15 protein-coding genes, 1 pseudogene and 1 riboswitch are annotated in these 23268 nt (G+C 70.4%); of the genes and pseudogenes, 11 read left to right on the top strand and 5 right to left on the bottom strand.

Annotation, left to right across the window (positions count from 1 at the left end; translation table 11 throughout):
• Positions 1 to 140 precede the first annotated feature (140 nt).
• The 5 genes from V5F63_RS12270 (at position 141) to V5F63_RS12250 (ending at position 13452) form a co-directional block, all read left to right on the top strand.
• Positions 141 to 10250: a hypothetical protein gene (locus V5F63_RS12270; protein ID WP_394101949.1), complete on the top strand. Its 10110-nt coding sequence runs from the start codon at positions 141 to 143 to the stop codon at positions 10248 to 10250.
• 124 nt (positions 10251 to 10374) lie between these two features.
• Positions 10375 to 10743, top strand: coding sequence for a hypothetical protein (locus V5F63_RS12265; RefSeq protein ID WP_209489243.1), 369 nt, complete (start codon positions 10375 to 10377; stop codon positions 10741 to 10743).
• A 146-nt stretch (positions 10744 to 10889) separates the two neighbouring features.
• Positions 10890 to 11384 carry a copper chaperone PCu(A)C gene (locus V5F63_RS12260; RefSeq protein ID WP_394101948.1) on the top strand — a complete coding sequence of 165 codons (495 nt, stop codon included), beginning with the start codon at positions 10890 to 10892 and terminating at the stop codon, positions 11382 to 11384.
• A gap of 102 nt (positions 11385 to 11486) precedes the next feature.
• Positions 11487 to 11730, top strand: a riboswitch (cobalamin riboswitch).
• Positions 11731 to 11766: 36 nt separating this feature from the next.
• The gene (locus V5F63_RS12255) at positions 11767 to 12450 is read left to right on the top strand and encodes an energy-coupling factor ABC transporter permease (protein WP_209489239.1); all 684 of its coding nucleotides are present in this window, start codon (positions 11767 to 11769) and stop codon (positions 12448 to 12450) included.
• Positions 12451 to 12615: 165 nt separating this feature from the next.
• Positions 12616 to 13452 (top strand): aldo/keto reductase, encoded by an 837-nt coding sequence (locus tag V5F63_RS12250; protein ID WP_394101947.1) that lies wholly within the window; start codon positions 12616 to 12618, stop codon positions 13450 to 13452.
• Here V5F63_RS12250 and V5F63_RS12245 read toward each other — a convergent pair.
• From V5F63_RS12245 to V5F63_RS12225, 5 genes are all read right to left on the bottom strand, one after another.
• Entirely contained in the window at positions 13449 to 14360 is a 912-nt protein-coding gene (locus V5F63_RS12245) for a cation diffusion facilitator family transporter (RefSeq protein ID WP_209489235.1), read from the bottom strand. The two genes, V5F63_RS12250 and V5F63_RS12245, sit on opposite strands and share 4 nt — an antisense overlap.
• Positions 14361 to 14430: 70 nt before the next feature.
• Positions 14431 to 15147 (bottom strand): TIGR02281 family clan AA aspartic protease, encoded by a 717-nt coding sequence (locus tag V5F63_RS12240; RefSeq protein WP_209489225.1) that lies wholly within the window; start codon positions 15145 to 15147, stop codon positions 14431 to 14433.
• A 6-nt stretch (positions 15148 to 15153) separates the two neighbouring features.
• Positions 15154 to 15390, bottom strand: a complete 237-nt coding sequence (locus V5F63_RS12235) for a DUF1289 domain-containing protein (protein WP_394029158.1) — start codon at positions 15388 to 15390, stop codon at positions 15154 to 15156.
• Between the two features lie 60 nt (positions 15391 to 15450).
• Complete coding sequence (gene cobS, locus V5F63_RS12230) at positions 15451 to 16239, bottom strand: adenosylcobinamide-GDP ribazoletransferase (protein WP_245327551.1); 789 nt, start codon at positions 16237 to 16239, stop codon at positions 15451 to 15453.
• A gap of 186 nt (positions 16240 to 16425) precedes the next feature.
• Positions 16426 to 16953 (bottom strand): outer membrane protein assembly factor BamE, encoded by a 528-nt coding sequence (locus V5F63_RS12225; protein ID WP_394101946.1) that lies wholly within the window; start codon positions 16951 to 16953, stop codon positions 16426 to 16428.
• 128 nt (positions 16954 to 17081) lie between these two features.
• Here V5F63_RS12225 and V5F63_RS12220 point away from each other — a divergent pair, with 128 nt between their 5' ends.
• The 6 genes and pseudogenes from V5F63_RS12220 to V5F63_RS12195 form a co-directional block, all read left to right on the top strand.
• A complete protein-coding gene (locus tag V5F63_RS12220; RefSeq protein ID WP_394101945.1) occupies positions 17082 to 17645 on the top strand; it encodes a ubiquinol-cytochrome C chaperone family protein in 564 nt (187 codons plus the stop codon).
• Entirely contained in the window at positions 17642 to 18151 is a 510-nt protein-coding gene (locus tag V5F63_RS12215) for a YceD family protein (RefSeq protein WP_209489222.1), read from the top strand. The genes V5F63_RS12220 and V5F63_RS12215 overlap by 4 nt, the downstream gene beginning before the upstream one ends.
• Positions 18152 to 18318: 167 nt before the next feature.
• Positions 18319 to 19389 carry a phosphate acyltransferase PlsX gene (gene plsX / locus V5F63_RS12210; protein WP_209489221.1) on the top strand — a complete coding sequence of 357 codons (1071 nt, stop codon included), beginning with the start codon at positions 18319 to 18321 and terminating at the stop codon, positions 19387 to 19389.
• A complete protein-coding gene (locus V5F63_RS12205) occupies positions 19386 to 20360 on the top strand; it encodes a beta-ketoacyl-ACP synthase III (protein WP_394029155.1) in 975 nt (324 codons plus the stop codon). Before plsX ends, V5F63_RS12205 begins: the two co-directional genes overlap by 4 nt.
• 207 nt (positions 20361 to 20567) lie before the next feature.
• Entirely contained in the window at positions 20568 to 20885 is a 318-nt protein-coding gene (locus V5F63_RS12200; RefSeq protein ID WP_168457829.1) for an integration host factor subunit alpha, read from the top strand.
• 158 nt (positions 20886 to 21043) lie between these two features.
• A pseudogene (locus V5F63_RS12195) lies at positions 21044 to 21302 on the top strand (MerR family transcriptional regulator); the annotation flags it as partial.
• Positions 21303 to 23268 lie beyond the last annotated feature (1966 nt).

The following is a 23268-nucleotide window of genomic DNA, read 5'->3' as shown; positions in this document are numbered from 1 at the left end:
TCACGACGGCCTTTGCATGGTGATACAGCCAAGTCGTGGCCGTTCGCCGCCAGCGGCTTTTCGGGGAGACGCAATCGCGCTTATTGCTCTTTTGTCCGGCGGACAGCAATCTCCGACCTCGGGCTTTGCTGGGGGCGGGAATGCCGGTTGGTGGGATTGCGCAGAACCGTGCGCCGCGCGGCGCGGCATCGACCGTCTATGGCGCATCCACCGCGCGCATGCTGCTCTCCACGGCCCTCACCACATCCCTGTGCGGATTGGCTCTTGTGGCTATTCCCGCCGCCGTCCCGCCGGCGACGGCGCAGACCGTGGTCACGATGCCCTTCAGCCAGACGATAACGGGCTCGGCCGGGTCGAACGGGGCGAATTACAACTACGATTTTGAAAGCGCTACCGGCGGCAGCGGCGACATTGGAGCCGCCATCGGGGCGACATCCATCACGATCAGCGGCGGATCGACCAGCACCTACGCCATCAAGAGCACGACCCAGGGCGGCATGGGCGGATCGGGCGGCGAAGGCACGGTCGCTTACGGGACCGGCTCCGGGACGGGGGGCTCGGGTGGCACCGGCGGCGATGGCGGCGCATTCTCGGCAATCCTGAACGGTGTCACGGCCAACCAGGCCAGCGGGACGGTCATCGCCGCCAGCTCCATGGGCGGCGCAGGCGGCGCAGGCGGTTACGGCTTCAGTTATCTCGGCCAGGCATTCGGAGGATCGGGCCAGACCGGCGGCAATGGCGGCAACGTCAGCATCTCGGTTTCCGGTTCAAACCTGTCATCCCAGGCGGGCGGCATCATCATTTCGACCGTCGGCGGCGTCGGTGGCCTGGGCGGAGAGGGCCGTGGCGCAGCCGATTCCACAGGCGGCAGCGGCGGCAATGGCGGAGACGGGGGCATCGCCACCGTCACGATCTCGTCGTCCACCGTCAGCAGCGGCAGCGGACCGGCCGTCAGCGTGATCTCGGCCGGCGGGGCGGGCGGCAACAGCGGCGAAGTGCACGCGCTTGCGGCGGCGACCGGCGGCGCCGCGGGCGCGGGTGGGAACGGTGGCGCGGTGAGCGTCACCCTCTCCAGCGTGACCCTGACGAGCGCGGGTGGCGTTGGCCTGTATGCGGCCTCACTGGGCGGTGCAGGCGGGGCATCGGCGGAAGCCGATTCCACGACGGCCAACGCCACCGGGAAGGTTGGCGGCGGCGGTGGCAATGCCGGGAGTGTCGAGATCGTTGTTTCCGGCACGATCTCATCGCCGCAATCCGGCATCGTGGCTCAGTCAGTTGGCGGGGCAGGCGGGCAAGGCGGATACGGCTATGGCGGCTTCTCCGATTCCTGGGGCGGCAATGGCGGCGCTGGTGGCAATGGCGGGACCGTTTCCGTCACTGTCCAGCAGCAATCCCAGATCACGACCACCGCAGCATCGGAGTCGGCCATCATCGTCTCCGCCAACGGCGGCGCGGGCGGCTCCGGCGGAAGCGCGAGGTCTGATGCCACGGCCTTTGGCGGCAATGGCGGAACGGGCGGAACGGGCGGAACAGCCAGCCTCACGGTCCAGGGCGGCGTCACCATCACCACCAGCGGCGACGCGGCGCATGGCATCATCGTCTCCGCCAACGGCGGGGCGGGCGGCAACGGTGCGCCCGGTGACGATTCGCTCAACGAGATCGGCGGCAATGGCGGTACGGGCGGCAGCGCCGCGAGCGGCACCGTGGTCAATGTCAGTATCGCAGCCGGCGCAACCGTCAGGACCTCGGGCTATGCCGCGAATGCCGTCGTCGCGCAGAGCCTCGGCGGCACCGGCGCCAACGGCGCGTCCGTGGGCGGTTTCATCACCAGCTCGGGCGGTGTCGCCGGGCCGGGCGGCACCGCCGGCAACGTCTATCTGAAATCCGCAGGCGCGGTCTCGACCACCGGCAACGGCTCGGTGGGCATCGTGGTGCAGTCGGTGGCGGGCGGCGGCGGCAACGGCGGGTCGGCCGATGCGGTCTTCGTCTCCATGGGCGGCAACGGCGCCATCAGCGGCGATGCGGGTTCGGCGACGGGCATCAATGCCGGCACCGTGACCACCACCGGCAATTACGCCCACGGCATGCTGGTGCAGTCGGTGGGCGGCGGCGGCGGAAACCTCGTTATCGGCTCGTGCGGCAGCACGACGAGCGGATGCGTGGCGGTGGGCGGCTCCTCGGCCGGGACCTCCGGCACGGGCACGAGCAGCGGGGCGACGGCGACGAACTCTGGCTCCATCACCACCAGCGGCGCGTTCTCCGACGGCATCCTCGCCCAGTCCATCGGCGGCGGCGGCGGCAATGGCGGCGGCGCGGGCGGTGTCGCCTCCCTTGGCGGGCAGGGCGCCGCCGGAGGCAACGGCGGAACGACGACGCTCACCAACACCGGGACGATCGTCACCACCGGCGACAATGCGCTCGGCATCGTGGCGCAATCGGTGGGTGGCGGCGGCGGACGTGGCGGTGGCGCCATGAGCCTCGGCCTCGGCATCTCGGCGGCCATCGGCGGCAACGGCAGCGGCGGAGGCCACGGCGGCAACGTTTATGTGACGAATACCGGCGCGACCCCGAGCACCGTCACCGTCTCCACCGCCGGCGACTACGCCACGGCCATCCTCGCCCAGTCCATCGGCGGCGGCGGCGGGGCGGGGGGCAGCGCGTCGGGGACGACGGCCGAAGGCCTCTCCCTCACCATTGGCGGCAGCGCCGGCAGCGGCAATTACGGCGGGATCGTCCAGGTGAACAACGCCGCCGGCGTCGTCACAACGGGCGACCGTGCCTCCGGCATCATCGCGCAATCCGTGGGCGGCGGCGGCGGATCGGGCGGCAGCGCGCTGTCGCAGAGCGCGGGCATCTATTTCAGCGCGGCGGTCGCGCTGGGCGGCAGCGGCGGCTCCGGCGGCAACGGGGGAAATGCCACCGTCACCAATTCCGGGGTCATCGTCACGAGCGGCCTCGATTCCATGGGCATCGTGGTCCAGTCCATCGGCGGCGGCGGTGGCAACGGCGGTTCCTCCGCCGCCAAGAGCCTGACGGTCGGCGCGGATACCGCGGTCTCGGTGAATGCGAGCCTGGGCGGCAGCGGCGGCAGCGGCGGCTATGGCGAAAAAGCCTATGCCACCAACACCGGCAGCGTCAGCACCAAGGGCGCGGGGGCGACCGGCATCCTCGCGCAGTCGATCGGTGGCGGCGGCGGCACCGGGGGCGATGCCAGCGCGCTCGGCGTCTCGGTGGCGGCGGGCGTGCCCGTCACGGTGTCGGTCACGCTGGGCGGATCGGGAGGCGAGGGCGCGAACGGCGGGCTCGTCAACGTCGACAATTCCGGAATGGTCGTCACCACGGGGAATTTCGCCGACGCGATCATCGCCCAGTCCATCGGCGGCGGTGGCGGCAACGGCGGCGTGGGCACCACCTCGTCCAATGCGGCATCCCTGTCCGGCAAGACCTCCGTCAGCCTGTCCCTTGGCGGCGGCGGTTCCGGCACATCCGCCGGAAACGGCTCGAACGTCACCGTCACCCAGTCGGGTAGCATCGCCACGTCCGGCACCAGCGCGCGCGGCATCCTCGCGCAATCGGTGGGCGGCGGTGGCGGCACCGCGGGCGGCGGCTCGGCCGATGCGACCGGGGGAACGGTGGACCTCTCGGTGGCGCTCGGCGGCAAAGGCGGCGGCGGCGGCGCGGGCGGCCAGGTTACGGTCACCAACACCGGGCAGATCGCCACGAGCGGCGCCGATGCCGACGCGATCCTCGCCCAATCCGTGGGCGGCGGCGGCGGCACGGGCGGCTCCGCCTCCGGCAAGACCGATACGAAATCAAGCGATCTTTCAGGAAGTTCCTCGTCGTCTTTCACGCTCAACGCGAATCTTGGAGGCGCCGGCGGGCTCGGGGGGAACGGAGAAGCAGTCACCGTCACCTCCACCGCCAGCGGCGTGACATCCACGGTCCAGCTTCTCACGACGGGCGATCACGCCTCGGCCATCGTGGCACAGTCCATCGGCGGCGGTGGTGGCAAGGCCGGCGCGGCGGCGGGCTCGGCGAGCGGCGGGCAGGCGAGCCTCGATTTCACCCTCGGCGCCAAGGGCGGCAATGGCGGCACCGGCGGTGACGTGACCGTGACCACCGATGCCGTCATCGCGACCAGGGGCGACCAGTCCGCCGCGATCATCGCCCAGTCCATCGGCGGGGGCGGCGGCATCGGCGGCAACACCAACGCGGTCGCGACCTCGAAAATCTCCCTCGGCGCCGCCATCGCCGGTGGCGGCGGGAATGCCGATGGTGGCGGCAGCGTCACGGTGACGACGGCGGGCAGCATCTCCACATCCGGCAAGATGTCGGACGCGATCATCGCCCAGTCGGTGGGCGGCGGCGGCGGCATCGGCGGAAGCGCGGGGGCGGACGCCCACGCCTCGGGCAGCCAATCCGTCTCGGCGACGCTGACGCTCGGCGGGGTCGGGGGTGCAGCCTCTTACGGTGGCGTCGTGACGGTCAACAACACGGCGGATATCTCGACCTCGGGCGCGATGTCCAACGCCATCCTCGCCCAATCGGTGGGCGGCGGCGGCGGCAAGGGCGGCTCGTCCACCGCGAAGGGGTCCGGCGGCAGCTATTCCATCGGTGCCACCCTGGGCGGCGCGGGCGGCGCCGGTTCCCACGGTGGGGCGGTGGCGGTCACCAGTTCCGGCAAGATCGTGGTGACCGGTGATGAATCAAGGGCCATCGTCGCCCAGTCCATCGGCGGCGGCGGCGGCGTGGCGGGCGCCAGCGCGGATGCGAGCGCGGCCAAAACCGCGAGCCTGAGCTTCTCCCTCGCCGGCACCGGCGGCACCGGGGGATACGGCGGGGCCGTGACGGTCACCAGCACGGGCGATATCCGCACCGAGGGCCAGAACGGCACCGGCATCCTCGCCCAGTCCATTGGTGGCGGCGGCGGCAATGCCGGCAGCGCCACCAATGCGGCCAACGGGAAATTCGCGGTGGGCGCCGCCATCGGCGGCACAGGCGGGGGCGGCGGCAACGGCGGCACCGTTACCGTCACCCTCGACAATGCCAAGCTGGGCAGCCTCGTCACCACCGGCAACTCTGCCGACGGCGTGCTGGCGCAATCCATCGGCGGCGGCGGCGGCAACGGCGCCGCGGGCTCCGGCAAGGCGGACGGCGCGGGCGGCAACAGCGCTTCCCTTGATGTCGCCGTGGGCGGCGGGGGCAGTTCCGGCGGCACCGGCGGCAACGTCTTCATCAACAACGGCAGCGCCACCACCGACGGCGTCTCGATCGCCACCTTCGGCACGGGGTCCAACGGCCTCGTGGCGCAGTCCATCGGCGGTGGCGGCGGCAAGGGCGGCGCCTCCACCTCTTCGAGCGCCACCAAGGGATCGTCCTCCACGGCGAGCCTGTCGGTCGGGCTCGGCGGCAATGGCGGCTCCGGAAATACGGCCGGCAACGCCTATGTGAACACGGTGGGCGGCACCATCGTGACGGCGGGGGACCACGCCTCGGGCATCGTGGTCCAGTCCATCGGCGGCGGCGGCGGAATGGCGCTTGCCACCCACGCGGCAGCGGAATCGACCAGCGCCGAGGCGGTCGTGACCGCGACCCTCGGCGGCGCGGGCGGCTCCGGAAACACCGGCGGCATCGCCGAGGTGAACAACGGCGCCGGCATCCTCACCCAGGGGTCCTTCAGCTACGGCATCCTCGCCCAATCCATCGGCGGCGGCGGTGGACAATCGGGCACCTCGGGCGGAGCCGCCAACGGCGGAACGGCGAATGTGAGCCTCGCCCTCACCGGCTCCGGAGGGAGCGGCGGGGCGGGTGGCACAGCCTCGGTCTACACCTCGGGCAGCGTCTACACGCTGGGGCAGGGGTCGACCGCCATCCTGGTGCAGGCCATCGGCGGCGGAGGCGGCGCGGCCGGCAGTTCCGACAATGCGGCGACGGGAAAGATCAGCATCGGCGCGGCGGCCGGCGGAACGGGGGGCGCGGGCGGTGACGGCGGGCTCGCCACCGCCGTGCTGTCAGGCACCGGTGGCGGCAAGATCATCACCTCCGGCGACGCGGCGGACGCGGTGCTCGTCCAATCGATCGGCGGCGGCGGCGGATCGGCGGGCGCGGGCACCGGCAAGGTGGATGGCAAGGGCGGCAACGGCCTCGGCCTGTCGGTGGACATCGGCGGCGGCGGCGGCAGCGCTGGAAATGGCGTATCCGCCACCATCATCAACGGCACCGGATCCGATCCCGGCTCCACCGCCTTCACTGTCGTGACACTCGGCACCGGCTCCAACGGTCTTGTCGCCCAGGCCATCGGCGGGGGCGGCGGCAAGGGCGGCGCCGCATCCTCCACCGCGTCGGGCAGCGATGCCGCGAACCTCTCCGCCAATCTCGGCGGAGGCGGCGCGACGGGCGGAAACGGCGGTCTCGCCGGCGTGGTCAACGCCGGCCTCGTCCAGACCCAGGGCGACCACGCCAGCGCCATCGTCGTGCAATCCATCGGCGGGGGCGGCGGAAACGCGGTGTCCACGGTCTCGACCGCCTCGGGCCAGAGCGCGAAGCTCAATCTCAGCGCGAGCCTCGGCGGCAGCGGCGGGGGCGGCGGCAACGGCGGCGAAGCCAGCGTCACCAATTCCGGGACGCTCGTGACGATGGGCGATTTCGGCCACGGCATCCTCGCCCAGTCCATCGGTGGCGGTGGCGGCGCGGCCGCCGTTACGGGCGACAGCGGCACCGGCGGCTCGGCCACCGTCTCCCTCTCCCTGAGCGGCAGCGGCGGAAGCGGAGGCTTCGGCTATTCGGTGGCGGTCTACAACACCGGCAACATCTCGACCTCGGGCACGGGCGCCAGCGCCATCCTCGCCCAGTCGGTCGGCGGGGGCGGCGGCTTCGCCGGCAGCGCCCAGAATGCCACCAGCGGCCAGATCGCGGTGGGCGGCATTGTCGGCGGCACGGGCGGCAGCGGCGGCAATGGCGGCGGCGTCATCGTGTCCGCCCAGGCGGATGTCACCATCTCCACCACCGGCGGGGCAGCGGACGCCATCGTCGCCCAATCCATCGGCGGCTCCGGCGGCGTCGGTGGCGCGGGCAAGACCAAGGCGGACGGCAAGGGCGGCAACGGCTTCAGCCTGTCCGCCGCGGTGGGCGGCAGCGGCGGCTCGGGCGGCAACGGCGGCGCGGTCGAAGTGCTGTTCGGCAGTGGTGGCAACGCCCTCGTCGCGACCAGCGGCCACGATTCGGCGGGCATCCTCGCCCAGTCCATCGGCGGGGGCGGCGGGAAGGCCTCTGTCGCCACCTCGACGAGCGGCTCCACCGGGGCCGCCAGCGTGGGCGCTACCCTCGGCGGCACCGGCGGCGGGGGCGGCAACGGCGGCAACGTGACCGTGACCGTGGATGGAAGGATCCAGTCGCTGGGCGCCGGCTCGGACGGCATTCTCGCCCAGTCCATCGGTGGCGGCGGCGGCAATGCGTCTGCGGCCAACAGCACCGCGAGCGGCGGCCAGAACACCGTGACCGCCACCCTGACGCTCGGCGGCGCCGGTGGCGTCGCGGGGAATGGCGAGACCGTCACGGTCAACCAGCAGGGCACCATCCTCACCAAAGGCGACCTGTCCAACGGCATCGTGCTCCAGTCCATCGGCGGCGGCGGCGGTCGGGCCTCGACGGTGGCGACGGATTCCGGGAACGGATCGTTCGCGGCCACCGTGGGCCTCGGCGCATCGGGCGGGGCGGGCGGCGCCGGCGGGGCGGTCTATGCGAACGTCTCCGGCGTCATCCAGACCTTCGGCGATGCCTCGATCGGCGTTTTGGCGCAGTCCATCGGCGGCGGCGGCGGCATCGCCGCGACCAGTTCATCGGCGACGGGCGGCAGCCATTCGGTGGCGCTGACTTTGGGCGGCGATGGCGGCAGCGGCAGCACGGGCGGTCTGGTCACCATCGATCTTTGGTCCACCTCGGTGATCCGGACCTCCGGCACCAATGCGTTCGGCGTCCTCGCCCAGTCGATCGGCGGCGGCGGCGGAATGGGTGGCACCGCCTCCTCGGACGCGACGGCCGCCGTGGCGTTCGGCGGCGGGGCTGGAAGCGGCGGCAATGGCGGCGACATCTATGCCCTCGCCGCCGGAACCATCGTGACCAGCGGGCAGGGCGCCTCCGCCATCTTCGCCCAGTCGGTGGGCGGCGGCGGCGGCATCGGCGGCTCCGCGGCGAGCGCTGCCTTCTCCCTTCAGGACGGCATTCAGGGCACCGGCGGCGGCAACGGGAACGGCGGCGCCGTGACAGTGACCGTCACCGGCGTCGCGAGCACCTCCGGCGCCAACGCACCGGCCATCGTCGCCCAGTCCATCGGCGGCGGCGGCGGCATGGCTGCGACGGCGGGCGGCGTCGGACTCGGCACCGCGGGCGGCTCGGGCACCGGCGGGCCGGTCACGGTGCTGGTTGCCGGCAGCGTCATCGCCACCGGCGACAATTCAGCCGGCATCTTCGCGCAAAGCCTCGGCCCGAGCGGAAACGGCCAGATCCAGATCCTTGTCGCCGACGGCGGCGTCGTGCGGGGCGGGGCGGGCACCTCGGCCATCGTGCTCTCGGGCGGCGAGCAGAACACGGTGACGATCGCGCAGGGCGGGACAGTGACCGGCCTCGGCGGCTCCGCCGTTCAAGCGGGCATTGGCGACGACACGGTCATCAACAAGGGCACGCTCAACGGCAGCGTCGATCTCGGCGGCGGCACCAATGGCCTCATCAACGAGACCGGCGCCACCTTCAATTCCGGTACCCTTGTCAGCGCCACATCGGACACGGGGCCGACCCTGCGGAGCGCGGGACTTTCGGCGCCGGGTTTCACCAACCACGGCACCGTCAACCCTGGCGGCCTGGGGGTGATTGCGACCACCAATGTCGCCGGAGGCATCGGCTCCGATGGCGTGCTTCAGGTGGACGTGGATTCGGCCTCCGCCCGCCACGACCAGATCCGCGTGGTCGGCGGCGCGACCATCAGCGGCACAATCGATCCGCGCGCGTCCAGCATCGCGCCTCAGGACAGCTACACCATCCTGGTGGCCGACCAGCTCACCGGCACCGCCGTCGCCAAGGACAGCGGGCTCGCCTACAGCTGGGCCGTTCATGCGGACGCCACCTCACTCACCATCAGTCCCATCGCGCACTTCCTGCCGCAGGGCATCTGGCTGTCGTCAAACGAGGCCTCAGTCGGCGGTGGCCTTCAGCGAGTGTGGGACACCGGCGATATCGGCGGCATGTCCAAGGTGTTCAACGGCCTCATCGACGTGAGTTCGCCGCTCGCCTACCAGAGCGCGCTGGGCCAGCTCTCCCCGCAGTTGCTGCAGGCGCCGGCCGGGCTGCGCATCGGCGAGAGCCAGGCCTTCCTCGACCGCACCATGAGCTGCCCGGTCTTCGTGGCGCAGAGCACCCAGCTGAGGGAGGACAATTGCGCCTGGGCGCGCATCATCTACGACCGCACCAGCCAGTCCACCACGGCGCAGATGGCGGGCTTCGCCTCGGACAGCGTGATCTTCCAGGCCGGCGTGCAGCGCGAGCTTGCCACCGACTGGTTCCTCGCCTTGTCCGGCGCCTACCAGCAGTCCTCGGTCTCCAGCACCAGCGGCTGGTTCTCGTCGAGCGGCAACGGCGGCGATATCGGCGTCGCCTTGAAATACCAGACCGGCCCCTGGCTGTTCTCGGCCGCGCTCGATGCCGGCTGGGTGTCCTACGACAACACGCGCATCATCGGCCTCGCGGGCGGGCAGGCCACAAGCACGTCCGATGTCTACAACCTCACCGGCCGGCTGCGGGCAGCCTATGAGTTCACCTACTCCAACTTCTACGTCCGTCCGCGCGTGGACCTCGATGTGGTGCATGTGGAGATGCCGGCCTTCACCGAAATGGGCCTGACGGGCGCGGAGCTGGCGTTGCAGGCCTCAAGCCTCACCACCTTCATCGCCACGCCGGCGGTGGAGTTCGGCGGCCGGATCGACCTGCCGGACGGCATCGTCCTGCGGCCCTACATGACCCTCGGCGCCTCCTTCGCCTCCAACGACGCGTGGCAGACCTCCGCCCGCTTCCTGTGGGCGCCGCTCTCCGCCGGCAGCTTCACCACCACCACGCCGATCCCCAACGTGCTCGGTAATCTGGACCTCGGCCTTCAGGCCGTGACCCGCGACAATCTGGAACTCAAGCTGGAGTACGGGCTCAACGTGGGCCAGGACTTCGTGTCGCAAAGGGGCGTGGCGCGGCTCGCCATCCACTTCTGAGGGGCGTGGCCAGGGGCAGGGGGCCGACGCCGCGTGGCGGCGGATGACTTTCCACGCCGCGCCGTTAACATGCCGGCCCATGGTCGAGGTTCGGGAGCGACGGGTGGCGCACTGGCGGAGGGCAATGTGGATACGCGGCGCGCTCAGCGTCGTGCTCGCCTATGCCTTCCTTTTGCAGCTGGTGGTCGCCGGTCTGGCCTTCGATCGCTCCGGCGCCATGGACATGGCTGCCGGCACCGATGGCAGCGTCCTGTGCATCGGCACGGCCGACGGGCAGGGTGGCGATCCGTCCATGCCGCGGGCGGACCATTCCGTCTGCTGCGCCTTATGCGCCGGCCATTCTCCAGCCCCGTTGCTGCCCGCCGTCGCCGGGGCGGGGATGCCGGTTGCTTCGGATCATCGACCGGGCGCCCTTCCGCTCGCCGGCATCGAGGGGACGGGCCGTGACCGGCGCGAGCCGCGTTCGTCCCAGGGACCGCCGCTGGCTGGCTGACGCTGTCTCGCGTCCTTTCCTTTAGCCGTTATGGGTCTCCGCGCACCCCGATGCGCTGGCACCGCGCCGCGCGCGATCCCTTTCATCCAGCCCTTCACTCCATCCCGCCGAGCGGCAGCAGCCCCCGGCGCCATGCAGGAGCACACATGTCCATCTTTCACCTCACCCGCCGCACCATCATCGCCGCCGCCATCGCCACCGCGGCGCTGGCCGGCGCCGCCGTCGCGCATGACTTCAAGGCCGGGTCCCTGCAGATCGACCATCCATGGTCGCGCGCCACGCCCGGCGGCGCCACCGTCGCCGGCGGCTATCTCGTGGTGAAGAACACGGGAACCGCCCCCGACCGCCTCGTCGCCGCCACCGCGCCCTTCGCCGGGCGCGTGGAAATCCACGAAATGAGCATGAAGGACGGCGTGATGGTGATGCGCCCCCTGCCGGACGGTCTCGCCATTCCGGCCGGGGGCAGCCTCGAGCTGAAGCCCGGCGGCTACCACATCATGTTCCTCGACCTGAAGGCCCCGCTGAAGGAGGGCACGCTGGTGGACGGCACGCTGACCTTCGAGAAGGCGGGCACCGTCCCTGTTCAGTTCAAGGTGGAGGGCATGGGCGCTCAGGGCGGCGGCGCCCACTCCAGCCACTGACGCGGAGCTTCCCGCCCCGAGCGGCAGGATGCGCGCCCGGCGAAGGCCACGGCGCGCGTCCCACTGCTACGGGATTGCTTGACAGGGCGGCGGCGTTCGGTGCCTGCTGCGCTTGCGAACGGTGCTCCGGCTGCCTCGGCATCCGGAGTGAAACGGGAATGGGGTAGGGCGGGATTGCGCGGAGAATCATCCGCGAGATCCGGCCGAAGCCTCAACCGCCCCCGCGACTGTAAGCGGCGAGCGATCTTCCAGCATGCCACTGGCCACAGCCCTTCGGGCCGGCCGGGAAGGCGGGGGTGAGCGTAGACCCGCGAGTCAGGAGACCGGCCGGTCGCATGATGAACCCCTCGGGCCGTCGGGTGAGACGGCAACGGAGACGAACATGCATATCGAACCCGGACTCGTGGACGGGGCCAAGATCGGCCTCAGCTATGTCACGGCGGCCGCCGCCGGCGGCTACGCCCTCAAGCTTGCCTATGAGGCGGCGCGTGAGCGCGGCGTCCTCTCGCTGGCGGGCCGCACCCTCGCCACCACCGCCCTCGTCTTCTCCTTCTTCGAGGTTCTGCCGCACTATCCGGTGGGTGTCTCGGAAGTGCACCTCATCCTCGGCTCGACCCTGTTCCTGATGTTCGGCGCGGCTCCGGCGGCCCTTGGCCTCGCCTTCGGCCTGCTCGTCCAGGGCCTGTTCTTCGCGCCGTTCGACCTGCCCCAGTACGGCATGAACGTGACCACGCTGCTGGTGCCGCTGTTCGGCGTCGCCGCCGTCGCGCGCCGCATCGTCGCGCCGGGCACGCCCTACGTAGAGCTGAAGTACGGCCAGGCGCTCGCCCTCTCCACCACCTATCAGGCCGGCATCGTCGGCTGGGTGGCGTTCTGGGCCATCTATGGCCAGGGCTTCGCGGCGGAGAACGTCGCGTCGGTGGCGACGTTCGGCGGCGCGTACCTGCTCGTCATCATCGTCGAGCCGCTTGTGGACCTCGCTGTCCTCGCCGCCGCCAAGGCGCTGCATGGTGCCTTCAAGGGCGGCAGCCCGCTGCTGGAGCGCCGGCTCTACGACGCGGCCTGATCGCGTTTTTTTAGAGAGAAGACGAACGCCGGCGGTGCTCCCGCTGGCGTTCTGCGTTTCGGGGCGGGGGCCAAGACGGTCGGAGCACTCTCTGGACCGCGCTCACGCAGCCGCTATGGTCGCCCCAAAACGGCCAGCGGCCAGTTGAATGCCAAGGAACCGGCAATGAGCAAGACCGTGACCCTTCCCAGCGGCGAGACGGTGCCCGCCCTCGGCCAGGGCACCTGGTACATGGGCGAGCGCTCCACCGCCCGCGTCGCGGAGGCGAACGCGCTCCGGCGCGGGATCGACCTCGGCCTGACCCTTATCGACACGGCGGAGATGTATGGCGATGGCGGTGCCGAGGAGGTGGTGGGCGAAGCCATCGCCGGACGTCGGCACGAGGTGTTCCTCGTCAGCAAGGTCTATCCGCACAACGCCAGCCGGGCGGGCGTCGCCGCCGCCTGCGAGCGCAGCCTGAAGCGGATGAAGACCGACGTGATCGACCTTTATCTGCTCCACTGGCGCGGCAACCATCCCCTGTCCGAGACCATCGCGGGGTTCGAGGCGCTGCAGAAGGCCGACAAGATCCGGCATTGGGGGGTGAGCAACCTCGATACGGACGACATGGAGGAGCTTCTTGCCGCCAGGGGCGGAACCGCCTGCGCCGCCAATCAGGTCCTGTACAATCCGAGCCGGCGCGGGCCGGAGTTCGACCTGTTTCCGGCCTTGCGCGCCGCCCGCATTCCTATCATGGCCTACAGCCCCATCGAGCAGGCCCGCCTGCCGCGCAACGGGGCTTTGGGCGCCGTGGCGAAGAAGCACGGCGTGGACCCGTTTCAGGTCGCTCTGGCGTGGGTGATGCGGAGCGGCGATGTGATCGCCATTCCCAAGGCGAGCCGCATCGAGCATGTGGAGATGAACGCCGCCGCGCGCGATCTGGCGCTCGACGCGGACGACCTCGCCGCCATCGACAAGGCCTTCCCGCCGCCCCGGCGCAAGGTCGGGCTGGAGATGCTCTAGGTCGCCTCGGTCGCCGGATCATAAGGCGCGGCGATCACCACCACGTCGGCATCGGGAATGGCAGCGGTCAGCGTCTGGCGCAGGCCCTCCGTCACCGAGCTGACGTCGGCGATGGTGCGATCCGGCGCGAAGCCCACCGTGATCTCCACATAAGCGACACTGCCGGATTTGCGCGTCCGCACGCCAATGAGCTGCTCGTAGCGATCGAAATTGGCGGCGAGCGCGGCGTTCACCTTCATCTGCAACGGTTCGGCGAGCGCGCGGTCCAGAAGGTCCGGCAGGGCTTCCGAGATCATGCTGCCGCCGATGACCAGCATGAAGGCCGCGCCGATGAGCCCGCCGATATCGTCGGCCACCAGCGCCACCTTGGTGTGCGGAAGCAATACGTCGAGGGCGACGCACACCACCACCGTCACCGAGGCGATGGCCTTGGCGATGCGCGCGCGGAACTGGCTGAGCACGATGATGGACGTACCCGCGCGCGTCGCCCGCCACAGCGGAACCAGCGGCGCCAGATTCGTGAACAGGTTGTAGATGACAAGACCCAGAGCGGCCGCCACCCAGAAGGGTGGCAGGGGCTCGGATTCAGTCGAATCCATCACCTTGATGAGAATGAAGACGGCCGCCAGCAGCAGCAGCACGCCGATGGCTGCCGCCAACATGCGCTCGAGCTTGCCGATGCCGAAATCGTAGAAATAAAGGCGGCCGCGATGGGCAGCGCGCAGCGTCAGCAGGGCGAGGCCCTCCACCAGCAACAGCAGGCCGCCGCGCAGCATCTCCGCCAGCATGGCCAGGGAGCCGATCCGCCACACCGTGACGAGGTAGGGGACGAAGACGCTGAAATCGAGAAGGATCGCGAACAGGATCGCGCGTTCCTTCTGGAGATCGGTCGCAGTGGGGACGCGCATCGGGGTTCGCAGATCAGGCGGGGTGGACGCCCGAAAACCTAACCGAGGCGGGCAGCGAGCGGAAACACAATCATTTGCCGCCGCGCATCACGAGCTTGTCGCCGCGGAACTCGAAGCCCTCGAGCCGGGACAGGAAGCTCATGCCGAGGAGGCTCGTGCGCAAGGCGCCGGCGGGCGAGACGAGGGCGGGCACGCGGCGCTCGACGATGCTGCCGATGGTGATGGTGTCCAGCACCACGGCGGCGGCGCGGGTGCGGCCGGCGGCGGTATCGACGGGCACGTCATACTTCAGAAAATCCACCGGCAGGCCCACCGCCTGCGCCGCCTCATGGGTCAAAACGACGGATGAGGCGCCGGTGTCCACCAGCATGCTCACCCCCGAGCCGTTGATTCCCGCGCGCACTGCGAAATCGCCGGCCGCCCCACGCGTCACCTCCACCATGCTCGTGCCGGTCTGCGCGAGGTTCACCGCATAGCCCGGCGCAACCTCGGCCAGCACCTTGCGGCCGACCTGGGCGAGGGGATCGCGATAGGTGTAGCCGAGCGCCAGCATCGCCGCGAGCACCAGCCAGAAGGCGGCCGCCATGAGCGATTCGGCGATCCGCCCGCGAAAGACGGACCACGCCGCCGCGCCGATGAAGATCGCGATCGAGAGCTGACCCACCAGCGCGCCGAACTTGTTGATGTCGATGCCCGCCACCTCGCCCTGCTCGTGGTTCACCGCGAGGATGACGCCGCCGGCGAACAGGCCGATGAGGAGGATCCAGAGAAGACGGTCGCTGCGCATGGCGGCCTATTCCATGAACGCATCCGGCGCCGTCTCCTTGAGACGCGCCAGCCGGTCCGGCAGGACAGCCATGATCCGCTCCCGCGCATCCGGCGAGAACGAGGCCCAGCCGCCGATCTCCCGCAGCGTGCGTCCGCAGCCGATGCACAGGCCGCTCAGTGGCTCCACCACGCACACCTTGATGCAGGGCGAGCGGATGGCGCCGGGGCGGGAAACGGTCCGGGGGTCTGGCGGCTGGGTCATGGCTGCGCGGTCGGGCGCTCGGCTCCTTCCGACTGAGGCGGGGCGGGAATCGCCGCTCGCCTACCGTCCGCCGAAGATAAGCACGCCGAGGAGGAACACAATCACCGCCACCTGCTGGGTGGCGCCCGCCACGTCGCCGGTCTGTCCGCCGATGAGCCGGGCCGACAGGCGCATCATCACGAGCAGCACCAGCGCAGGGCCGATCAGTCCGGCAAACGCGGCACCGATGCCGAAGGAGGCCACCATCAGCACCGAAACGATGAGCGCCGCGACCAGCGCGCAGGACAGCGCCGCCGCCTCCGAGGGCCGGCCGACGGACGCCCCGGCGCCATCGGTGCGGGCCGGCGGCAGGGCGGCGATGAGCAGCACGCCGGCGGCGCGGGAGGCGGCCTCGCCGGCAATGAGGACCAGGCCCGCGCGGAGCGGTCCCACCGACAGGGCAAGCGCCTCCAGCGCGCCGATCCGCAGCAGCAGGCCCAGCAAAAGCGCGGTGGCGCCATAGGTGCCGATGCGGCTGTCGCGCATGATGGTGAGTTTGTGGATGCGGTCCCGCCCGCCGCCGAGGCCATCGGCGGTGTCGGCCAGTCCGTCCTCGTGGAAGCAGCCGGTGGCGAGCGCCAGCGCCGTCACCGCGAGCGTGGCGGCAAGGAAGGCCGGCAGCTTCAGGGCCATGGCCAGGATGAGGACGAGCGCCCCGATAAGGCCCAGCACCGCGCCGGCCACCGGCACGGCATAGGCGATGCGGTCGATGTCGGGGGCCGCGAACGCGGTTTCGTCCCGGGCCGGCAAGGGCAGGCGGGAATAGAAGCGCAGCGCGGCGGCGAGGTCCTGTCCGAGTGTTCTGGCCATCGGTTCGGGCTCGTCGCTCCGGGCAGGCATTGCGAAGGGAAAAGCGTGGCGTAGGGCAGGACGTCGCGAAGGGGCAGGGGCTCCGGCGCCGCCCCCCTTGGGAGCGTCATTCGCGACTGAGGTCAAGGTCTCCTCAGGTCGCTGTCCGGCGCGCGCGATGCGCGGCCGGACTGTGCTGATACCAGATCAGAAGGTGATGAGGCCGATCAGCTGACGGATAAGGCTCAGCTCCTCGCCGCTGGTGGGCGTGGTCTGCGACACGAAGTCGAACACCTTGCCGTCCTTGATCCCGTACTGGGCGACGCGCGTCACCCGCTTGTTCTTGTCGAAATAGACCGCCAGCACCTTCTGCTCGGTGATTTCCGGCTTGAGGAAGGCAACGCGCTGCTGGGTCTGGGAGATGTAGAAGAAGGCATCGCCGTTCAGGGTCGCGACCGTCGACGGGGTGCCAAGCACCAGCAGCACCTGTTCCTGGCTCGATCCGACCGGGACCTGCTCCAGCGCACCCTCCGCCAGCACGTAACCGCGCTGATAGGTGCGAACGACACCGGTGAGCTGGCCGCCCGTGCCGTTCACGGCCACCTGGTCGCAGCCCGTAAGCGCCATGCCGGCGAGCAGGAGGGCGGCGGTTCCCGCAAGGCCAAGCCTCCGGCTCGTGGTGTTCCGGCCGTTCCCCGTGTGCTCCTGGCTCTTTTCTCGTGACGCCACACGCATCCCCATCATTGTGCTGTGAACAGTGCCCCGAAGCGTCGCCTCGGCTACCGCCCCTTGCCATGCGGGCGATGGCGCGTTACGCCGCTTGCCCGTTCAACTCCTCGCCGGACCTTGGCCCGGGATTTTAAATGCTGAACCTGTTCCGCTCGTTAAAGCGTGCCAAGTCCCGCGAGACCATCGAGCGCCTGTATGGCGCGATCGTGGCACAGTCGCGGCGGGCGGAGTTCTACACCGACTTCGGCGTTCCCGATACGCTGGAGGGACGCTTTGAAATGGTCGTGCTCCATACCGTGCTTGTCTGCCACCGCCTGAAGGGCGGCGACGACACCGCGCGCGCCATGTCGCAGGAGATTTTCGACGCCTTCGCGGCCGACATGGACAGCACCATGCGCGAGCTGGGCGTGGGCGATCTCACTGTGCCGAAGAAGATGAAGAAGATCGGCGCAGCCTTCTACGGCCGTGCTGCGGCATATGATACCGCGCTCGCCGCCCCCGGCAACGCCCTCCTCGCCCAGGCCCTCGCGCGCAATATCCTCGGCACGGACGAAGCCTCGCCGCGCGCCGAGCCCTTCGCGGCCTACGTCCGCGCCGCCGTCGAACGCCTTGAGGCGACGCCTTTTGAAACCTTCGCCCGGGGCGAGCTGCTGCTGCCGCCCCCCGAACACGGGCATGCGCCGGAGGCCGGACAATGAGCGACCTTCCTTATTCCCACATGATTTCCATCGCCGACCTCCCGCCGCTCGGCCTCCACCTCAAGCTGGAGCCCGACGCCGCGACCACGGCGGTGCTGGCCCGCCATGTGGGTGTCCTTGAGGCCGAAGGCATCCTGGCGACCCTTCACATCGTTCCCCAAGGCAAGGAGGGGGTCCACGTCTCAGGCCGGCTCCGCGCCACCGTGCGCCAGACCTGCGGTGTTACGCTGGAGCCGTTCGACGCGCCCATCGACGAGGAAATCGACGTCCACTTCGCCCCCGCCGGCACCTATAAGCCTTCCGAAGAGGATGAAGAGAACGGGATCGATCCGCCCGACGAGATCGTCGACGGCCGCATCGATGTGGGCGCGCTCGTGTGCGAGTTCCTGGCGCTCGGCGTCGATCCCTATCCGCGCAAGCCCGGCGCGGTGTTCGAGCCGCCGGCGGAGGATCCCGCCGCGCTGTCGCCCTTCTCGGCGCTCTCGCGGTTGAAAGACAAGGAGTGAACAGCGTCCCGGGGCAGTTGCGATGGCGCGGCGACGCGCTATTGTCCGCGCGCCGCACCGGCCACGGCTGCGACGGGACATGATTGCCGGGATTTGTTGCGATCCTCACCTTTTCCGCCAGGGCAGTGCCCGCCGCCATTCGATCGAAGCAGGGATTTAAGCCTGAGATGACCGTAGCCGTCCGCATCGCCGTCGACGCCATGGGCGGCGACCATGGACCCGCGACGGTCCTTGCCGGAGCGGAAATTTCCCTGGGACGCCATCCGGATACCAGCTTCCTGCTCTACGGCGACGAGGCCCGCATCCGCGAGGTGCTCAAGAGCCACCCCAAGCTCGCCGCCGCCTCCCGCATCGTCCACACCGACGTGGTGGTGGGCATGGACGACAAGCCGAGCCAGGCGCTGCGCCGCGGCCGCTACAAATCGTCCATGTGGAAGGCCATCGACGCGGTGAAGATCCATGAGGCGGATGTGGCCGTGTCCGCCGGCAACACCGGCGCGCTGATGGCCATGGCCAATTTCAACCTGCGCACCATGCCGGGCATCAGCCGCCCCGCCATCGCCGCCATCTGGCCGACGCTGCGCGGCGAGACGGTGGTGCTGGATGTGGGCGCCTCCATCGGCGCCACCGCCAAGAGCCTGGTCGAGATGGCGATCATGGGCTCGGCCATGGCGCGGGTTCTGTTCGACATCGAGCGGCCCACCGTCGGCCTGCTGAATGTTGGCGTCGAGGAGATCAAGGGCGTCGAGGAGGTCAAGGAAGCCGCGCGCATCCTCCGGGAGGAGGAGGGGGCGGTGAACTACCACGGCTTCGTCGAGGGCAACGACATCGGCGCCGGCACAGTGGACGTGGTGGTCACCGAGGGCTTTTCCGGGAACATCGCGCTCAAGACCGCCGAGGGCACGGCCAAGCAGCTCGCCTCCTACCTGCGCTCTGCCATGAGCCGCACGCTCAGGGCCAGGATCGGCTATCTCTTCGCGCGCGACGCTTTCCGTGTGTTGAAGGAAAAGATGGACCCGCGCCGGGCCAACGGCGGCGTCTTCCTGGGATTGAACGGCATCGTCATCAAGAGCCATGGCGGCACCGACGCGAAAGGCTTCGCCGCCGCCGTCGACCTCGCCTATGACATGGTGCGCCACGAGCTTCTGGCGCGCATCGAACAGAGCCTTACCAGCCGCAGGGCGCAGGAGATTTCCGAGCGCCGGCCGGAGGCCGCAGGGGCGGAAGGACAATCGTGAGCGGTATCAGGTCCGTCGCCCGGGGCACCGGGTCCTATCTCCCCGAGCGGGTTCTCAGCAACGCCGATCTCGCGGCGCGCATGGACACGTCCGACGAATGGATCGTGCAGCGCACCGGCATCCGTCAGCGGCATATCGCTGCGGAAGGTGAATTCACCTCCCACCTCGCCATCAAGGCGGCCGAGCGGGCGCTGGCGGCATCCGGCCTCACCGCCGCCGACATCGATCTCATCGTCCTCGGCACCGCGACGCCGGACCAGACCTTCCCCGCCACCTCCGTGACGGTGCAGGCCGAGCTGGGCATCACCCGCGGCGCGGCCTTCGACGTGCAGGCGGTGTGCTCCGGCTTCGTGTTCGCGCTCGCCACCGCCGACGCCTATCTGAAGACGGGCGCCTTCAAGCGGGCGCTGGTGATCGGCGCCGAGACCTTCTCGCGCATCCTCGACTGGGAGGACCGCGGCACCTGCGTGCTGTTCGGCGACGGTGCCGGGGCGCTGGTGCTGGAAGCCGTGGACGCTACGGCGGCCGGCAATTCCGGTCTCCTGACCTCTCACCTGCGCTCGGACGGCCGCCATCGCGCCAAGCTCTATGTGGACGGCGGACCGTCCACCACGGGCACCGCCGGCCATCTGCGCATGGAAGGCAAGGAAGTGTTCAAGCATGCGGTGGGCATGATCACCGACGTGATCGAGGATGCCTTCGCCGCCACCGGCGAGAGCGCCGCCAGCATCGACTGGTTCGTGCCCCATCAGGCCAATCGTCGCATCATCGACGCCAGCGCCCAGAAGCTGGGCATCGCGCCGGAGAAGGTGGTGACAACCGTCGACCTGCACGGCAACACCTCCGCCGCGTCCATCCCCCTGGCACTCGATGTCGCAGTGCGGGATGGCCGGATCACCAAAGGTGATTTGGTATTGCTAGAGGCAATGGGGGGCGGATTCACCTGGGGGTCGGCACTGATCCGCTGGTAGGCCACATAAAGCGTTGACCTTGTTCGGCCGGCGCGGCTAGTTTGCCGGACGCCGTTGCCCACAGGCGCTGGGGCTCGTGGACGTTCGGCGGCGTATCCGTCACATTCGTGCAGCCTCAACTGTTAAGAATTGCTGCATTTGCATGGCTGGGCGGTCGCAGGGCGTTGGCGGCCGGTCCGAGCGCGCTTTCAGGGGTCGGGGAGACATATGGCTGGTCGGACCGTAACGCGGGCGGATCTGTGTGAGGCCGTCTATCAGCAGGTGGGACTCTCTCGCACCGAGTCTGCCCAACTCGTCGAGATGGTTCTGAAGGAGATCGCGGACTGCCTCGCCCGTGGCGAGACGGTGAAGCTGTCTTCGTTCGGCTCCTTCGTCGTGCGCGACAAGGGCGAGCGCATCGGGCGCAATCCCAAGACCGGGCAGGAAGTGCCGATCGAGCCGCGCCGGGTCATGGTGTTCAAGCCCTCCAGCATCCTCAAGCACCGCATCAACGGCACCGAGCCGGACGGAACCGACGAGGATTGATCCTCGCCCCCGCCGTCGGACAGGATTTCGTAACCGACCGCGCGAACAACCGGGGACAAGCCCTTGTGGCGGCTTGCCCGCCTTTCCGCACGCGCCAATCACACCTATGATTCCCGCACGGGCTCTGGGCGATTCGGTCGAACGAGGCGGGAGACAAGGTGGGCGACGCGCGCGAGACGGAGAAAGCTCCGGACGCCTTCCGGACCATCAGCGAGGTCGCGGACGAGCTTGAGCTTCCGCAGCACGTCCTGCGTTTCTGGGAGAGCCGCTTCACCCAGATCAAGCCGGTGAAACGCGCCGGAGGCCGGCGCTTCTATCGGCCGGAGGACGTGGACCTCCTGCGCGGCATCCGCCACCTGCTCTACACCGACGGCTTCACCATCAAGGGCGCCCAGCGGGTGCTGAAGGACCAGGGCGTGCGCTACGTCCAGGATCTCGGCATCGAGCGCGAGGTGGCCTCCATGCGCTCCGCCCGCCCAGCCCGCGCCGCAGGCGGGGAGGGGGTGACCTTCGGCGGCCTGCTCGGCCTTCTGCCGCGTCGGCGCGGCAAAGGCAGGGGCGGGGAGCAGGATGTCCTTCCCGAGCTGCCGGAAAGCGCCGAGCTGCCGCTTCCCTTCCCCGATCCGGAGGCCGACCGCGATCTCGCCGCCGAGCCGGAGGCTCCGCCCCGGCCCTTGCGGGACGCCCGCGCCCGTGCGGGCGGTGAACGGCGTGACCCGGCGTTCGACGCCCCGCAGCGGGAGATGCCGTTGCGCGATGCACCTCCGAGGGACGAGCCGGCCTTCGACCCGCCCCCCCGTCCGTCCGAACGCGGGCTGCAACGCGACGACCGCCGCCGCGCAGGGGATACCCGCGCCCCGGACGCCGGCCGGCGCGAACCCTCGTTCAGGTCGCTCGACGACGATCAGGATCACGTGCCGGCAGGGCGTCCCGCATCCCGGCAAGGCCAGGAGCCCGAAGGCACAAGCATTCCGCAGGGTCGGCGCGACCCGAGGCTTGAGCCGCTGGCGGATCCGCGTGACGATCATCCGCCCCACCGCGAGATGGATGCGCAGGATACCCGCGCCCATTCCCGCGACCATTCGCGCGACCAGTCGCGGGAATGGGACGAGCCCCGCCGCCCGCCGCCGGACGGCCGCTCCGAGGAACGGATGGAGCCCCGGCTGCGTCCCATGCAGCGTCCGACCCGGGGGCCGGCCTCGCGCCTTGCCGGGCCGAGCGACGACAGCGCGCCCCGTTCGCCCGGGCTCGACGACCCGCTGCTGCCGTTCCTCGACGATTTCGCCCCGGCGCCGCAGGTCTCCGAGCCCATCGAGGACCGCATACGCCGCCTGAAGGCCCAGGACAGGCGACCACCCCGTCCCCACGAGGTGCCGGAGCAGGACGCGCGTCATCCGTCTCCCTACGCGCCGGCCCGTCCCGAGCGCGCCGGGCCGCCCATCGACCCGGAGGACGATGACGGCCCGCCGGCGGAATTCCTTCCGCATCGTCCCCATCGCGCCGCCCCCGGTGAGCGCCGCGACTGGATCGCCGGCGAGCCGCCGCTCCCGCGCGAGCGGGATGCGCGGGATGGCCGCCTGCTGCGCGACGGCGCATGGCAGCAGACCGACTGGGTGGAAAGCACCGCCATCGAGCCAGAAAACCGCGCGCCTGAGCAGCGCGAGCCGCTCCGGTCGGCGCGGGGGACCAGCGACGGGCGCGCTACTTCCGCCATGCGCGACCCGCGCCAGCAGGGAGAGGAGTGGCTGGAGGAAGACCGCTGGTCCAGCAATGACCCGCATGAACTGAGTGAGGACGTCATCCGCGAGCAAGAAGCGCGCGAGGGCGCCTATCCGCCCGCGCCGCGCCAGGCCGACGACCATTGGCCTGATGCCGCGCCTCTGCCGGCCGAGCCGGCGCGCCCTTACCGACAGGCCCCGAGGGCCGCCGAGCCGGAGCATTTCATGAACGACCCGAACAGGTCACCGGACCGGCGCTCCTTCGAGCAGACCGGTGACCGCCCCCGCAGGCCCGAGCTGCGGCGCGAGCCCCCGTTGGAGGCCCCCCCGGCCTATTCCCAGCGCGGAGCGGAGCGACCCGCGCCGCGTGAGGCCTACCCCTCTGAGGCATACGGCCCCGCCGAGGTGCAGGCCCGCATGCCCCGCTCGCCTGCGAACTGGCCGGGCGAAGCCATGCGCCGCGCCATCGATGAGGAATGGGGGGAGGGCGCCCCGCAGGCCCTTCCGCGCGCCACACGCGTCGGGCCGCTGATCGGCCCCATCAGCGAGGAGGGCCAGGACGGATTTCCCATGCCGGAGGCGGAGCAGCGGCTTCTGGCAGAGCGCATGGCCAGCCGAAGCATCGCGCCCCCGCCGGCGTCTCCGGCCCCGGCGCCCGTGGCTCC

Source organism: Xanthobacter wiegelii, from assembly GCF_043193855.2.
Lineage (GTDB): Bacteria > Pseudomonadota > Alphaproteobacteria > Rhizobiales > Xanthobacteraceae > Xanthobacter > Xanthobacter flavus_A.
The sequence above is the reverse complement of the archived record's forward strand: the minus strand, read 5'-3'. Positions and strand labels throughout refer to the sequence as shown.

Excerpts from the sequence above, each read along its gene's own strand:
- V5F63_RS12270 (WP_394101949.1), top strand. The coding sequence starts at position 141 with ATGCCGGTTGGTGGGATTGCGCAGAACCGTGCGCCGCGCGGCGCGGCA.
- V5F63_RS12265 (WP_209489243.1), top strand. The coding sequence starts at position 10,375 with ATGTGGATACGCGGCGCGCTCAGCGTCGTGCTCGCCTATGCCTTCCTT.
- V5F63_RS12260 (WP_394101948.1), top strand. The coding sequence starts at position 10,890 with ATGTCCATCTTTCACCTCACCCGCCGCACCATCATCGCCGCCGCCATC.
- V5F63_RS12255 (WP_209489239.1), top strand. The coding sequence starts at position 11,767 with ATGCATATCGAACCCGGACTCGTGGACGGGGCCAAGATCGGCCTCAGC.
- V5F63_RS12250 (WP_394101947.1), top strand. The coding sequence starts at position 12,616 with ATGAGCAAGACCGTGACCCTTCCCAGCGGCGAGACGGTGCCCGCCCTC.
- V5F63_RS12245 (WP_209489235.1), bottom strand. The coding sequence starts at position 14,360 with ATGCGCGTCCCCACTGCGACCGATCTCCAGAAGGAACGCGCGATCCTG.
- V5F63_RS12240 (WP_209489225.1), bottom strand. The coding sequence starts at position 15,147 with ATGCGCAGCGACCGTCTTCTCTGGATCCTCCTCATCGGCCTGTTCGCC.
- V5F63_RS12235 (WP_394029158.1), bottom strand. The coding sequence starts at position 15,390 with ATGACCCAGCCGCCAGACCCCCGGACCGTTTCCCGCCCCGGCGCCATC.
- cobS (WP_245327551.1), bottom strand. The coding sequence starts at position 16,239 with ATGGCCAGAACACTCGGACAGGACCTCGCCGCCGCGCTGCGCTTCTAT.
- V5F63_RS12225 (WP_394101946.1), bottom strand. The coding sequence starts at position 16,953 with ATGCGTGTGGCGTCACGAGAAAAGAGCCAGGAGCACACGGGGAACGGC.
- V5F63_RS12220 (WP_394101945.1), top strand. The coding sequence starts at position 17,082 with ATGCTGAACCTGTTCCGCTCGTTAAAGCGTGCCAAGTCCCGCGAGACC.
- V5F63_RS12215 (WP_209489222.1), top strand. The coding sequence starts at position 17,642 with ATGAGCGACCTTCCTTATTCCCACATGATTTCCATCGCCGACCTCCCG.
- plsX (WP_209489221.1), top strand. The coding sequence starts at position 18,319 with ATGACCGTAGCCGTCCGCATCGCCGTCGACGCCATGGGCGGCGACCAT.
- V5F63_RS12200 (WP_168457829.1), top strand. The coding sequence starts at position 20,568 with ATGGCTGGTCGGACCGTAACGCGGGCGGATCTGTGTGAGGCCGTCTAT.